This is a genomic window from Pantoea sp. EA-12 (genome assembly GCF_030053355.1).
In the GTDB taxonomy this organism is placed as follows: Bacteria; Pseudomonadota; Gammaproteobacteria; order Enterobacterales; family Enterobacteriaceae; genus Pantoea; species Pantoea vagans_C.
Genome location: NZ_JASGBY010000004.1, coordinates 312,898 through 327,155, shown reverse-complemented (window position 1 = coordinate 327,155; position 14,258 = coordinate 312,898). Strand labels below are relative to the sequence as shown.

Here is a 14,258-nt window from a genome sequence, read left to right as displayed (position 1 = left end):
TCGTCGGGTGCGCATTGATGCGCACCTTGATAGCGGGTCGCCATAAATGGCGACCCTACGTTAAATACCTCAATCCAACGCGTGAATCACCACCCACATTGGGCCTTGTCCCACGGCGTAACGCGCCAGCGGTTGCAGCAGACCGCGCTCCGCAATCTTATAGACTTCGATATGATGTGATTTCTGCCCCGCCGCCACCAGATACTGACCACTGTTATCGATGTTGAAACCGCGCGGCTGTGTCTCTGTTGGCTGGTAGCCTTCGATCGCCAACACCGAACCATCTTCGCTGATGCTAAACGCCGTGATGGTGCTGCTGGTACGGTCGCAGGCGTACAGGAAACGGCCATCTGGCGTGATGTGGATATCTGCCGCCCAGCGCGTATCGCTGAAATCTTTCGGCATCATATCCAAGCTTTGCACGCGCTCTACCTGGCCGTGCACGTTGCTCAGTGCCCAGACATCCACGGTGCTGTCGAGTTCATTCACCACGTAGCCGTATGCGCCATTCGGATGGAACGCCATATGCCGTGGGCCTGCACCTTCAACCGTGGTGACTTGTGTTTGCTCGCGCGGTGCCAGCGTGCCGTCCGCATTCAACTGGAACAGGCAGATGCGATCCTGCTTCAGCGCCGGCACAAACAGCGTTTGGTTGCTGAGGTCGATATTCGCCGAGTGACAGCCGTCCATGTCGCCAATCACCTGGCTCGGTGCCTGCGGTATGCCATCGCTGCCAATCGGGCTGATGCTGACGCAGGCATCGTTGTAAGAACCGCAGAACAGGTAGTTGCCCTGACGATCGGTGGAGATATGCGTCGGGCTGCCCGGCAACGGCGCTTCACCGGCCAGGCTCAGCGAACCATCGGCCGCAATGCGGTACGCCAGCACGCGAAAATTCGGACGAACCCCAACATAGAGGAAATCTTTCTTCGGGCTCACCACCATCGGCTGCACCTGACCGGCCACATCCGTGACCTGCAATAACGTCAGTGCGCCATCTTCCTGTAACTGCCAGGCATGGATCTGCTGGCTCTCGGGACTGGCGGTATACACGACTTGTTTCATGCGTTTTCCTTATTCGCTGCCTGATGAAAGGGATAACTGTAGCGCGTTTCATTTTGCCGCGCTGGATTCATTTGTGCCCTGTTTTTTGTCTCAGGGCCGCTGCCGGGTGTAGACTAAACGCTTTGCTAACTCCCGGACGGAAAGAGTAATGAGCTACCGCGTAATCGCCCTTGACCTTGACGGCACCCTGCTGACCCCGAATAAAACCATTCTGCCAGAATCGATTGAAGCGCTGGCCCGCGCACAACAGGCGGGTGTCAAAGTGCTGATCGTCACCGGTCGCCACCACTGCGCTATCCACCCTTTTTATCAGGCACTGCAGCTGGATACACCCGCAATCTGCTGCAACGGCACCTACTTGTACGATTATGCAGCGAAGAAGGTGCTCGCTTCCGATCCCCTGGAGAAAAGCCAGGCGACACGCGTTATCGAGATGCTCGATGAGGAAAACATTCACGGCCTGCTGTATGTGGATGACGCCATGCTGTATCAGGAGCCAACCGGCCACGTCACGCGTACCTTAAACTGGGCACAATCGCTGCCGGAAGCGCAACGTCCGCTGTTCCTGCAGGTGCCAAGCCTGGCGCAAGCGGCTCAGGATGCGCATGCCATCTGGAAGTTTGCCCTTTCCCACCCTGATACCCGAGCATTACAGCAGTTTGCAGAGCGCACCGAAGCTGAGCTGGGGCTGGCCTGCGAATGGTCATGGCACGATCAGGTGGATATCGCGCAAGCGGGCAACAGCAAAGGCAAGCGTCTGGCGCAGTGGGTTGAGAGTCAGGGCTTGAGCATGAAAGACGTGCTGGCGTTTGGCGATAACTACAACGATCTCAGCATGCTTGAGCAGGTTGGTTTGGGCGTGGCGATGGGCAATGCTGACGACGCGATCAAAGCGCGCGCCAAAAAAGTGATTGGCACCAACCTGGAAGCGGGTATTGCCGAAGTGATTTACCAGGAAGTTCTGTAACCTTCTGAAATCAAAGGTGCGCATAAATGCGCACCCTACAAATGTGTCGCTAGGTCGTAATCGACACACTCTTAATCTGCGCATACAGCCACTGATCCGGACGAATGCCCAGCTCATCCCTTGCCCATGGCGAAATTCGCGCCCACAGCTCACTGATGCCAATACGCAATTTCACTTCGACCTGATCATCAATCTCCAACAACTCGACCACTTGGGCAGGCAAGATGTTGCGCACTGAGGTGTTTTGCGGCGGCTGCAGTGCCAGGGACACGTCTGCCGAGGCGATACGAATACGCAGTGCTGTTTTCAATGGCTGATTCACCCGGCTGACCCAAATGTGTTGGTCGCCCAGTGATAAAGCCGTCATCGGGTAATCGGGATGTTGCTCCAGCACCTGCACGCGCAGCACGCTGGTGCGATCGGCAATCGGGAGCCACGGGCGCATTGCCGCGCTACTCCACACCTTCTCCAGTGCGCCAAAGGCTTTTACCTTACCACCGTCCAGCACCAGTACGTTGTCGGCCAGTTGCAGGATCTCATCCAGGCTGTGCGAAACGTACAGGATCGGAATATCCACCTGCTTCGCCAGCTTTTGCAGGTACGGCATCAGTTCACGCTTACGGATCAAGTCCAGTGAGGCCAGCGGCTCGTCCATCAACAAGATGTCCGGCTCGGTGAGCAATGCGCGGCCAATCGCTACACGCTGCTTTTCACCGCCTGAAAGAGATGCAGGAAAGCGATTGAGCAGCGGTTCCAGCCCGAGTAACGTCACCAGGCTGTTAAACTGCGGCTTCATGCTGGCCGCCATGCCATATTGCAAGTTGCCCTTCACACGATAGTGCGGGAACAAACGTGCATCCTGGAAGACATAGCCGATGCGGCGTTTTTCAGGCGGCAGATTTACGCGCGTCGCCGCATCAAACAGCAGGCGGTCGTTGAGCTGAATTTGTCCGTTCTGCGGTTGCGTCAAGCCACCAATCGCATTGATCAGTGAGGTTTTTCCCGCTCCCGACACACCAAAAATAGCGGTAATGCCACTGCCGGAGATCTGCACATTGACGTCAAGCAGGTGATCGCCCAGCTGTTGGGAAATATTCAGATTCAGCATCAGGCCGCCCCTAACCGCTTGCGGCCCCAGCGCGCCAGCAGCTCAGAAGCCACCAGCGAGAGCAATGCCAGTGCAATCGCCACCGCACACAACCGTGCTGCAGTGCCTTCCGCGCCGGGCGTTTCAATCAGCGTAAACATCGCGGACGGAATAGTGCGCGTCTCACCAGGAATGTTGGAGACGAAAGTAATGGTTGCGCCGAACTCACCCAGTGAACGGGCAAAGGCCAACACCGTACCGACAATGATGCCCGGCAAGGTGAGCGGAAGGGTAATGGTGAAAAATACACGCCAGCGTCCCGCACCCAGCGTGCGTGCGGCTTGCTCCAGTTTGGTATCGACCGCTTCCAGCGCCAGACGTATCGCGCGCACCATCAACGGAAAAGCCATTACCGCAGAAGCCAGCACCGCACCACGCCAGCTAAAGGCAAAGGTAAAGCCAAACCAGTCATACAGCCATTCGCCAATAAATCCACGGCGGCCAAGGGCAATCAACAGTAGATACCCCACCACCACTGGCGGTAACACCAGCGGCAAATGGATCACGCTATCCAACAGGGTTTTGCCTGGAAACCGGCAACGCGCCAGAATCCAGGCCATCATGATGCCAAACGGCAGGCTGACCAGCACTGCAACACAAGAGACTTTTAGGCTGAGAAACACCGCCTGCCATTCGGGATCGCTAAGTATCATTTCTTCGGCGTAAATCCATACTGTTTAAACACGGCAGCGGCATCCGGCCCCTGCAAATACTTGTAGAAGGCTTCAACCGTTGCGTTCTGATGTTCTTTCACTATCGCCACTGGGTATTCCACTGGCTTGTGGCTGTCTTCAGGGAAGCGCCCGACCACCTGCACTTTGTCACTGGCCACGGCATCGGAACCGTACACAATGCCATAAGGCGATTCGTTACGTTCCACCAGCGCCAGCGCGGCACGGACGTTGTTGGCCGGGGCCAGCTGCGGCGATAACGTTTCCCACGCGCCCAGTTTTTGCAGCGCTTCTTTCGCGTAAATGCCTGCTGGCACATGATCTGGATCGCCTACCGCCAGACGTTCACCTTTTAACAGGCTTTTCCAGTCGGTTTGCGCATTGATAGTCACCGCTTTCGCACTGTCACTCTTCGGCGCCACCAACACTAAATCGTTGCCCAGCAAGGTGTAGCGCGTGCTATCAACTACACTCTTTTTCGCCACCACATCATCCATCCACTGCTGGTCAGCAGAGATAAACAGATCGGCCGGTGCGCCCTGATCAATCTGACGCGCTAAGGTAGATGAAGAGGCAAAGGAAGACACCACTTCGACACCGGTTTTCTTCTGATACTGCGTGGCGATTTCCTGCAACGCATTGGTCAGTGATGCCGCGGCAAACACGGTGATCTTCTCTGCCGCCACGGCGTGGCTCGCCATGGAAACACCCAAAACAGTTGCAGCCGTCCAGCGGTAATTAATTTTCAGCATTGTTTACTCCTTGTTACGTTATATATTTGATAATACAACGCGAGGACAAATGCTGTCATGGATATATATCGGCGGATTTTGACAGAAGTTAAGGACAAAACGCCCGCGAAAAGCGGGCGTTTAGAAATCAATGATGTGAGCTGTTGGCAGGACGATCGTCGCGGCGGCCAAATTTTGAGATGACGTTGAAAACTTCACCCAAGCCGTAAATCAGACCGAGCATAATGGCCATCACAATTGGCACCATGATGACAGCCACAGCCAGGCTTTTAAGCAGTTCCAGCATGGAAACCTCACGCAGAAAATAAAAAAGTGATTGTAACGGTTAGGGAAAAAAACGCACTGCCCTTTTCGTGCTTTTACTTTTGGCCTTACACTTGTCGGACTAACCCAAGGAGCTGACATGCAGGCAGAACTTTCTCTCAATATTCGTCTTCAGCAAAAGCTGTTTGCCGATCCGCGCCGCATCGAACTGCTGAAACGCGTGCAGGAAACGGGCTCCATCAGCCAGGGGGCAAAACTGGCTGGCATCAGCTACAAAAGCGCCTGGGACGCCATCAACGATATGAATCAGATGGCTGATCAAACTTTAGTCGACCGGGCCACAGGAGGCAAAGGCGGCGGTGGCGCGCAGTTAACCCGTTACGGCGAACGCCTGATTCAGCTGTTTCAGTTGATGGAGCAAATCCAGCAGAAAGCCTTTGATGCCTTGCAAAATGACAACTTGCCGCTCGATAGCCTGTTGGCGGCCATTGCCCGTTTCTCGCTGCAGACCAGTGCCCGTAACCAACTTTTTGGCACCGTGTTGGCGCGCGACCATCAGCAGGTCCAGCAGCATATCGACGTCCAGTTAGCCGACGGCGTGACCCGACTGCAGGTCGCCATTACCGAACGCAGCGCTGAACGTTTGCAACTTGATAGCGGTAAAGAGGTATTAGTGCTGATTAAAGCACCGTGGATTCAGGTGAGCCGCGATGCCGTGAAGAGTGATAATCAGCTGCAGGTGACCATCAGCGCTATCGAACCCGGCGATCAGGTGAGCGAAGTGTTAATGGCGCTGCCAAGCGGTGAGACCTTGTGCGCCACCCTTAATAATGCACAAGTGCAGCAGCAGAATCTCCAACCGGGCGAGCCGGTGACCGCCAGTTTTAACGCTGAACATGCCATCATCGCCACACTGCTCTGAAATCCAGGCCATGATTTGACTTCGTCCGCCTTGCTCGCTACAACTGAGTAACACGATGCATAAAACGGAATGAATCATGGCTTCATTGCAAATTTCGCAAGGCATATTTCACCTTAGCGACACGCGAGCACTGTCACTTAACGATCTCACCCTGAACAGCGGCGAAAGCTGGGCCTTTGTTGGCGCCAACGGCAGCGGAAAATCGTCGCTGGCACGGGCGCTCTCTGGCGAACTGACGCCGGGTAAAGGGCACATTACCCAGGATTTCCAGCGCCGTACCCGCCTGTCGCTGGAGCAACTGCAAAAGCTGGTCAGCGATGAATGGGAACGCAACAACACCGATCTACTGAGTGAAGGTGAAGACGATACCGGTCGCACTGCAGCACAAATTATTCAGGATGAAGTAAAAGACGAGGCGCGTTGTCAGGCGCTGGCGCAGCAGTTTGGCATCACTTATCTGCTCGAACGTCGCTTCAAATACCTCTCTACCGGGGAGACGCGCAAGACATTGCTGTGTCAGGCGCTAATGGCGCAGCCGGATTTATTAATTCTTGATGAACCCTTTGATGGGCTGGATGTAGCCTCACGCGCCAGCCTCGCAGCAACGCTGAGCGACTTACATCAGCATGGCTACTCCGTGGTGCTGGTGCTTAATCGCTTTGATGATATTCCCGACTTTGTCCAGCAGGTTGGCGTGCTGGCAGAGTGCACTCTGACCCACGTCGGCGCACGCCAGGCGATTCTGGCCGAAGCCCTGGTGGCACAGCTGGCGCACAGCGAGAAGCTGGAAGGGATGGCGCTGCCAGAGCCCGATGAGCCGGATCAGTTGCCGCATCTGGCCGATGATGCGCCGCGCGTGATCCTGCGCAATGGCGTGGTCTCCTACAACGACGTGGCAGTGATTGATGGGCTGAGCTGGCAGGTTAATCCTGGCGAGCACTGGCAGATTGTCGGCCCGAACGGTGCCGGTAAATCCACCCTGCTCAGCCTGGTGACCGGCGATCATCCACAAGGCTACAGCAATGATTTGACGCTGTTCGGCATTCGTCGCGGCAGTGGCGAAACCATCTGGGATATTAAGCAGCACATCGGTTACGTCAGCAGCAGTCTGCATCTCGACTATCGTGTGAGCTGCAATGTGCGCACAGTGGTGCTTTCCGGGTTCTTTGATTCGATCGGTTTGTACCAGGCGGTTTCTGACCGCCAGAAAGCGCTGGCGCGACAGTGGCTGGCGCTGCTGGGCATGGACAATCATCTGGCCGATGCGCCGTTCCACAGTCTCTCCTGGGGCCAGCAGCGTTTGGTGTTGATTGCGCGTGCGCTGGTGAAACATCCAACGTTGCTGATTCTGGATGAACCGCTGCAGGGGCTTGATCCGATTAACCGCCAGCTGGTGCGTCGTTTTGTCGACGTGTTGATTGGTGAAGGCCGCACCCAGTTGCTGTTTGTTTCGCATCACGCCGAAGATGCGCCGCAGTGCATTACCCATCGTCTGAGCTTTGTGAAGCAGGATAAGGGGTATGGTTATCAGCAGGATGATTTGCGTTAACCTGGTCGCCATAAATGGAAACCCTACGTCGATCGTGCGCGGTTTTCGTAGGTTGCGCATTCGTGGTCGCCATAAATGGCAACCCTATGTCGATCGTGCGCGGTTTTCGTAGGGTGCGCATTAATGCGCACCTTTGATGTCATCTTATGTAACCGCTACCATTTACCCGCCTGGTATTTCAGCAAACGCGCGCTATAACCCCACAAAATGAGAATCGTCACCTTGTGTAAACGATACCATTTATCCAGACTGGATCACGCTTTCATGCGGGCCTTTGTGCTACTTTGATCGCAGTGATTTTGATCCGTTTGCCGTTTACCAGGACTCGTTATGGAAAAATTTAACCCGGTTGATCATCCGCATCGCCGTTATAACCCATTGATCGATCAATGGGTGCTGGTCTCACCGCATCGTGCCAAGCGCCCATGGCAAGGGGCGCAGGAAACTCCTGCGCTGGAGCAACTACCTGCGCACGATCCCGACTGTTTCCTGTGCGCAGGCAACACGCGTATCACCGGTGATAAAAACCCCGATTACAAAACTACCTATGTCTTCACCAACGACTTTGCCGCGCTGATGACCGATACGCCCAACGCGCCGGAAAGCGAAGACATTCTGATGCGTTGTGAAAGCGCGCGTGGCACCAGCCGAGTGATCTGCTTTTCGCCCGATCACAGCAAAACGCTGCCCGAGTTACCGTTGAGTGGCCTGGAAGATATCGTGCGCACCTGGCAGGAACAAACCGCCGATCTCGGTCAACACTACCCTTGGGTACAAGTGTTTGAGAACAAGGGCGCGGCGATGGGCTGTTCAAATCCTCATCCGCACGGTCAGATTTGGGCCAATAGTTTCCTGCCCAACGAAGCGCAAAAAGAAGATGATAATCAGCGCCGCTACTTTGATGAAAAAGGTTCACCGCTGTTAGTGGATTACGTCGCGCGTGAGTTGAAAGACGGCAGCCGCACGGTGGTGGAGACCGAACACTGGCTGGCCGTGGTGCCTTGGTGGGCGGCTTGGCCGTTTGAAACCCTGCTGTTGCCAAAAGCCCACGTGAAACGCATCACCGATTTAACGTCGGCCCAGCGCAGCGATCTCGCGCTGGCGCTGAAGCAGCTCACCAGTCGTTACGACAACCTGTTCCAGTGCTCATTCCCCTACTCCATGGGCTGGCACGGCGCGCCGTTTAACGGTGAAGCCAACGACCACTGGCAGTTGCATGCTCACTTCTATCCGCCGCTGTTACGTTCAGCCACGGTACGCAAATTTATGGTTGGCTACGAAATGCTGGCCGAAACCCAACGTGATTTAACGGCGGAACAGGCAGCAGAACGTCTGCGTTCTGTCAGCGATATCCATTTCCGCGAGGCGCAATAAATGTCATTAAAATCCATCACTCAACAGGTTTTCGCTGACACTTTTGGCTATCAGCCGACGCACAGTATCCAGGCGCCAGGTCGTGTGAACCTGATCGGTGAACACACCGACTACAACGACGGCTTTGTGCTGCCGTGTGCCATCGACTATCAAACCGTGATTGCCTGCGCCAAACGCGACGATCGTCAGGTGCGCGTCGTCGCGGTTGATTACGACAACCAGCAAGACAGTTTCTCGCTGGACGCGCCGATTGAGCCGCTGAAAGAACCGATGTGGGCCAATTATGTGCGTGGTGTGGTGAAACATTTGCAGAAGCGCGATGCCAACTTCGGGGGTGCCGACCTGGTGATCAGCGGTAACGTCCCTCAGGGTGCAGGTCTCAGTTCATCGGCATCGCTGGAAGTGGCTGTGGGCACAGTATTCCAGCAGCTGTATCAGTTGAAACTCGACGGCGCGGCCATTGCGGTGAACGGCCAGGAAGCGGAGAACCAGTTCGTGGGCTGCAACTGCGGCATTATGGATCAGCTGATCTCCGCGCTCGGCCAGCCCGATCACGCCATGCTGCTGGATTGCCGTACCCTCGGTACGCGCGCGGTCTCCATGCCTGAAGATGTCGCTGTGGTGATTATCAATTCTAACTTCCGTCGTAGCCTGGTGGGCAGTGAATACAACACCCGCCGTGAGCAGTGTGAAACCGGTGCGCGCTTCTTCAACAAACCCGCGCTGCGTGACGTGACGCTGTCCGAGTTCCAGGCCTCTGAATCACAACTCGATGCTTTAGTGGCGAAACGTGTACGCCACGTCATTACCGAGAATGCCCGTACGCTGGAAGCGGCCGATGCCCTGAGCAGCGGCGATCTGAAACGTATGGGCGAACTGATGGCTGAATCCCATGCTTCGATGCGTGATGATTTCGAAATCACCGTACCGCCGATCGATCAGTTGGTTGAGATTGTAAAAGCCGAAGTTGGCCCGCGTGGTGGCGTGCGTATGACCGGTGGTGGTTTTGGCGGCTGCATCGTGGCGCTGATGCCAACCGATCTGGTTGATCAGGTGAAAGCCGCAGTGGCCGAGAAATACGAAGCGCAGACCGGCATTAAAGAGACCTTCTACGTGTGCAAAGCGTCAGCAGGAGCGGGCCAATGGTAACTGACGTCAATTCCCATGCGCCAGACGGTCAACCGTGGCGCATCACCGTGTTGCGTAATCGCAATGGCATGGTCGCCACCTTTATGGATTGGGGCGCGACCTGGTTGTCTGCACGCGTCCCCATGCAGGATCACAGCGTGCGTGAAGCACTGCTAGGCTGCGCGACACCGTCGGATTATCTGCATCAGGATGCCTATCTCGGCGCGACCATCGGCCGCTACGCGAACCGTATTGCGTCGGCTGAGCTCAAGCCGCTGAATCTGCTGCTGGCCGCCAATCAGGGCTCACATCAGCTGCACGGCGGGCCGGAAGGCTTCGATAAACGCCGCTGGCAGATCGTCAGCCAGAGCGAAACCGAAGTGCATTATCGCCTCGACTCACCCGATGGCGATCAGGGCTTCCCGGGTAATCTGATTGCCGACGTGGTTTATCGTCTTGATGAGGATAACGGCCTGTCGATTCGCTATCAGGCGGAAACGGACAAAGCCTGCCCGGTCAATCTCACCAACCATGCTTACTTTAACCTTGATGCGCATCATGGCGATGCGCGCCAGCATCGCTTACAACTGCACGCGGATCGTTACTTACCGGTCGACAGTGAAGGTATCCCTAACGCGCCACTGAAAGCGGTGGCGGGCACCAGCTTCGATTTTAACCAACCGAAGCGCGTGATGGATGACTTCCTCGCCGATGACGATCAAAAAGCGGTGAAAGGCTATGACCATGCCTTCCTGCTGAATACCGCAGGCGACAGCAGCCAACCTGCCGCCCAACTGTGGTCGGAAGATGGCATGCTGTCATTGACTGTGTTTACCGCCGCACCGGCGCTGCAGTTCTATTCCGGCAACTATCTGGAAGGAACGCGCGCCCGTGAACAGGGCAGCTATACTGCTTTCCAGGGCATCGCGTTGGAGAGTGAATTTTTACCGGATTCGCCCAACCATACCGAGTGGCCACAGCCGGATTGCTGGCTGCAACCCGGCGACCGCTGGCAGTCCGAGACGCGTTATCGCTTCACGGCACACTGAGCCAGCGGATGAAAAACGCGCACTGCGTTAGCGACAGACTTACGCAGTGCGATGTTTTCCGCTATGGTATGGCGCTATTAGTGAGCCACAGAGTCAGGTGGCCGCAGCCGGTTTCGATAACTATCTACATCAAGCATTAAGGAGTTAAGCTATGGCCGTAACTAAGCTGGTTCTGGTGCGACACGGCGAAAGCCAGTGGAACCAGGAAAACCGCTTCACCGGATGGTATGACGTCGATTTGTCTGACAAAGGTCGCACTGAAGCCAAAGCAGCCGGTCAGCTGCTGAAGAAAGAAGGTTTCGTGTTTGATTTCGCTTACACCTCCGTGCTGAAACGTGCCATCCACACCCTGTGGAACGTGCTGGATGAGCTGGATCAGGCTTGGCTGCCGGTTGAGAAAACCTGGCGTCTAAACGAGCGTCACTACGGTGCGCTGCAGGGTCTGGATAAAGCCGAAACCGCCGCTAAATACGGCGACGACCAGGTTAAGCAGTGGCGTCGTGGCTTTGCCATCACCCCACCAGAACTGGACCGTGCGGATGAGCGTTTCCCTGGCCACGATCCACGTTACGCATCACTGACTGATGCGCAGCTGCCAACCACCGAAAGCCTGGCACTGACCATTGAACGCGTGATCCCTTACTGGAATGAAAACATTCTGCCGCGCATCAAAAGCGGTGAGAAAGTGATCATTGCTGCACACGGTAACTCACTACGCGCACTGGTTAAATACCTCGATAACCTGAGCGAAGACGAAATTCTTGAACTGAACATCCCAACTGGCGTGCCATTGGTGTATGAGTTTGACGAGAACTTCAAACCGCTGAAGCGTTACTACCTGGGTGATGCAGACGAGATCGCAGCGAAAGCGGCGGCCGTTGCTAACCAGGGTAAAGCCAAGTAATTCTCGGCTTGTAAACAAAAAGGCCAGACGCGAGTCTGGCCTTTTTTTTATGCGTGCGAGGCGATTAGCCGCGGCGCTGTTTGATTGCCTGCGCCAGTTGACGCAACGCTTTCTCGGTGTCTTCCCAGCCAATACAGGCATCGGTGACACTCTGGCCGTAGACCAACGGTTTACCGCTATCGAGACTCTGGTTACCCTCCACCAGATGGCTCTCAATCATCACACCGGTAATCGCCTGCTCACCACCAGCAATCTGCTGCGCCACATCTTCAGCGACCACCATCTGACGCTGGAACTGTTTGCTGCTGTTCGCATGGCTGAAATCGATCATCACCTGCGGACGCAAGCCCGCTTTTTCCAGACCGGTTTTCACTTCTGCCACATGCTCTGCACTGTAGTTCGGCTCTTTGCCGCCACGCAGGATGATATGGCAATCTTCGTTACCACTGGTTTCGACAATCGCCGAGTGGCCAAATTTGGTGACGGAGAGGAAGCAGTGTGGCGCACTGGCTGCACCAATCGCATCGATCGCCACTTTGATGGTGCCATCGGTGCCATTTTTGAACCCAACCGGGCAAGAGAGACCGGAAGAGAGTTCACGGTGCACCTGAGATTCGGTGGTGCGTGCACCAATAGCGCCCCAGCTCATTAAATCAGCCATGTACTGTGGGGTGATCATATCAAGGAACTCGCCCGCGGCTGGCAGGCCGGTGTCATTGATGTCCACCAGCAGTTTACGCGCCAGGCGCAGACCGTCGTTGATTTGGAAGCTGCCATCCATGAAAGGATCGTTAATCAGCCCTTTCCAACCCACAGTCGTACGCGGTTTTTCAAAATAAACGCGCATCACCACTTCAAGCTCACCCTTGAGTTCTTCACGCAGTGTCAGCAGGCGTTGAGCATACTCTTTGGCCGCTTCGGTATCGTGGATCGAACAAGGACCGATCACCACCAGCAGACGATCATCTTGACCGTGCAGAATGCGGTGAATTGACTGACGTGCCTGAGCAACGGTTTCAGCGGCTTTATCGGTAGCGGGGAATTTTTCGAGCAAAGCAACAGGAGGCAGTAACTCTTTGATCTCTCTGATGCGTAAATCGTCGTTCTGGTAATCCATGCTTAATTCCATTCAAATTTCTGGCCCCGCGTTCGCCGGGCGCAACCTGTTAAATGTATCCCTTCGGGCATCAGGTGTAAATTCCACACGCACGGAAATGCATTTGTTAAATTTGCATTTATGTGGTCATCGACTAAGCTTTTTAAACGTAAGCACTAAGGAATGACGGTCTTGCAATATTAAATTTTTAAGCGAAGCGTTAATGGTGGAATTATATTCCGTCACGGTACGTTATTTTCGTCAACCAGCACCAGCGGGTGCCTGATGGCAACTCACCATCGATTAAAGGAGCATAATGATGAACAAGTTTGCATTGATCTTTTTGACGGCAGCGATGACTTTGGGCAGTGGCGCAGCAATGGCCGCTGACAACAACAACGGTAGCGCTAATGCCTCCGCTGAAGCCGGGGCCGCTGCGGGTGGCGCGAAACAGAATCTGCCACCGAATAACGTTGATAACAGCAAAATCAACAACGGCAGTATGAATACCAACAGTGCCGCAACCTCAGGCACCAGCAGCGGCAATATGACTGCTGAACAGATTCATAAAAACACCATGTGTAAAGACGGCAAATGCCCGGATATGAATAAGAAAGTCGACACTAAAAAAGGTGGCGGCCATGTGAAACACAAAACGGATGGGACTTCACAGTAAGTCTCTGCCGATCACACAAAGGGAGCGCGATGGCGCTCCCTTTATTTTTCCCTCTGATCTTTTCCGCTATGCTGAAGCCCTCAAATAAACAGGAACTGTTTTATGGCTTCGCTACTGCTCATTGATGACCATCCGCTGGTTGAAGTCGCACTGGAAGCGGCCTGCGTTAATTCCCCTATTCCTTTAAAGGTGCACGCGGCGGCAGATGAAACCCAGGCCCGCCAATTTTTGCAGCAACATACCTACGATCTGATCGTGCTCGACATCGGCTTACCGAACAGTGATGGGTTGGAGCTACTGCGCCGCCTACGCGCGCGTGATGAATGCTGCCCGGTATTAATCTACTCAGCGCAGCAGAACCGCCACACGCTACTCAGTGCCGTTTCACTGGGGGCGGCGGGATATGTGGTGAAGAGCCAGAGCATGGCACAATTGTTAAGTGCCATTCTCGCCGTGCTTGGCGGCCAGCAAGCCTTCCCGCCACTGCCCGACCGCATTGAATTACCGCTCACCGATAAAGAGCAGCAGATTGTGGCGTTGTTGGTGCGCGGCCTGTCGAATTTACAGATTGGTGAACAGCTGCATATCAGCAATAAAACTGTCAGTACTCACAAGAAAAACATTCTGGAGAAAACCGGCGTTCAGTCCGTGGTGGAATTAGCCGAACTGTGGAAAGCGCAGCAGTGAGAGGGGT

15 protein-coding genes are annotated in these 14,258 nt (G+C 55.0%); 9 read left to right on the top strand and 6 right to left on the bottom strand.

Annotated elements, in window-relative coordinates; translation table 11 throughout:
- Nucleotides 1-69 precede the first annotated feature (69 nt).
- Nucleotides 70-1,065, bottom strand: a complete 996-nt coding sequence (gene pgl, locus QMZ30_RS08685) for a 6-phosphogluconolactonase (protein WP_283227039.1) — start codon at nt 1,063-1,065, stop codon at nt 70-72.
- A gap of 148 nt (nt 1,066-1,213) precedes the next feature.
- Here pgl and QMZ30_RS08680 point away from each other — a divergent pair, with 148 nt between their 5' ends.
- A complete protein-coding gene (locus tag QMZ30_RS08680) occupies nt 1,214-2,032 on the top strand; it encodes a pyridoxal phosphatase (protein WP_283227038.1) in 819 nt (272 codons plus the stop codon).
- Nucleotides 2,033-2,081: 49 nt separating this feature from the next.
- On the opposite strand, the gene modC is transcribed toward QMZ30_RS08680, so the two are convergent.
- From modC to QMZ30_RS08660, 4 genes are all read right to left on the bottom strand, one after another.
- Nucleotides 2,082-3,140, bottom strand: coding sequence for a molybdenum ABC transporter ATP-binding protein ModC (modC, locus tag QMZ30_RS08675; protein ID WP_283227037.1), 1,059 nt, complete (start codon nt 3,138-3,140; stop codon nt 2,082-2,084).
- Nucleotides 3,140-3,832 carry a molybdate ABC transporter permease subunit gene (gene modB / locus QMZ30_RS08670; protein WP_039336628.1) on the bottom strand — a complete coding sequence of 231 codons (693 nt, stop codon included), beginning with the start codon at nt 3,830-3,832 and terminating at the stop codon, nt 3,140-3,142. The genes modC and modB overlap by 1 nt, the downstream gene beginning before the upstream one ends.
- The gene (gene modA / locus QMZ30_RS08665; RefSeq protein ID WP_283227036.1) at nt 3,829-4,602 is read right to left on the bottom strand and encodes a molybdate ABC transporter substrate-binding protein; all 774 of its coding nucleotides are present in this window, start codon (nt 4,600-4,602) and stop codon (nt 3,829-3,831) included. Before modA ends, modB begins: the two co-directional genes overlap by 4 nt.
- Nucleotides 4,603-4,729: 127 nt before the next feature.
- Entirely contained in the window at nt 4,730-4,888 is a 159-nt protein-coding gene (locus QMZ30_RS08660; protein ID WP_039336632.1) for an AcrZ family multidrug efflux pump-associated protein, read from the bottom strand.
- 117 nt (nt 4,889-5,005) lie between these two features.
- On the opposite strand from QMZ30_RS08660, the gene modE reads away from it, so the two are divergent.
- The 6 genes from modE (at nt 5,006) to gpmA (ending at nt 11,792) form a co-directional block, all read left to right on the top strand.
- The gene (gene modE, locus QMZ30_RS08655; protein ID WP_283227035.1) at nt 5,006-5,788 is read left to right on the top strand and encodes a molybdenum-dependent transcriptional regulator; all 783 of its coding nucleotides are present in this window, start codon (nt 5,006-5,008) and stop codon (nt 5,786-5,788) included.
- A 76-nt stretch (nt 5,789-5,864) separates the two neighbouring features.
- Nucleotides 5,865-7,337, top strand: a complete 1,473-nt coding sequence (gene modF, locus QMZ30_RS08650; RefSeq protein WP_283227034.1) for a molybdate ABC transporter ATP-binding protein ModF — start codon at nt 5,865-5,867, stop codon at nt 7,335-7,337.
- A 330-nt stretch (nt 7,338-7,667) separates the two neighbouring features.
- A complete protein-coding gene (gene galT, locus QMZ30_RS08645) occupies nt 7,668-8,711 on the top strand; it encodes a galactose-1-phosphate uridylyltransferase (RefSeq protein WP_283227033.1) in 1,044 nt (347 codons plus the stop codon).
- The gene (gene galK / locus QMZ30_RS08640; protein WP_283227032.1) at nt 8,712-9,860 is read left to right on the top strand and encodes a galactokinase; all 1,149 of its coding nucleotides are present in this window, start codon (nt 8,712-8,714) and stop codon (nt 9,858-9,860) included.
- Nucleotides 9,854-10,888, top strand: a complete 1,035-nt coding sequence (galM, locus tag QMZ30_RS08635) for a galactose-1-epimerase (RefSeq protein WP_283227031.1) — start codon at nt 9,854-9,856, stop codon at nt 10,886-10,888. The genes galK and galM overlap by 7 nt, the downstream gene beginning before the upstream one ends.
- A gap of 151 nt (nt 10,889-11,039) precedes the next feature.
- Nucleotides 11,040-11,792: a 2,3-diphosphoglycerate-dependent phosphoglycerate mutase gene (gene gpmA / locus QMZ30_RS08630; protein WP_039336643.1), complete on the top strand. Its 753-nt coding sequence runs from the start codon at nt 11,040-11,042 to the stop codon at nt 11,790-11,792.
- 64 nt (nt 11,793-11,856) lie between these two features.
- On the opposite strand, the gene aroG is transcribed toward gpmA, so the two are convergent.
- Nucleotides 11,857-12,909 carry a 3-deoxy-7-phosphoheptulonate synthase AroG gene (aroG, locus tag QMZ30_RS08625; protein ID WP_283227030.1) on the bottom strand — a complete coding sequence of 351 codons (1,053 nt, stop codon included), beginning with the start codon at nt 12,907-12,909 and terminating at the stop codon, nt 11,857-11,859.
- Between the two features lie 295 nt (nt 12,910-13,204).
- Between aroG and QMZ30_RS08620 the strand changes: the two genes are divergently transcribed.
- A complete protein-coding gene (locus tag QMZ30_RS08620) occupies nt 13,205-13,564 on the top strand; it encodes a YbgS-like family protein (protein WP_283227029.1) in 360 nt (119 codons plus the stop codon).
- Between the two features lie 102 nt (nt 13,565-13,666).
- Nucleotides 13,667-14,251, top strand: coding sequence for a response regulator transcription factor (locus tag QMZ30_RS08615; protein ID WP_283227028.1), 585 nt, complete (start codon nt 13,667-13,669; stop codon nt 14,249-14,251).
- The last annotated feature ends 7 nt before the right edge of the window (nt 14,252-14,258 follow it).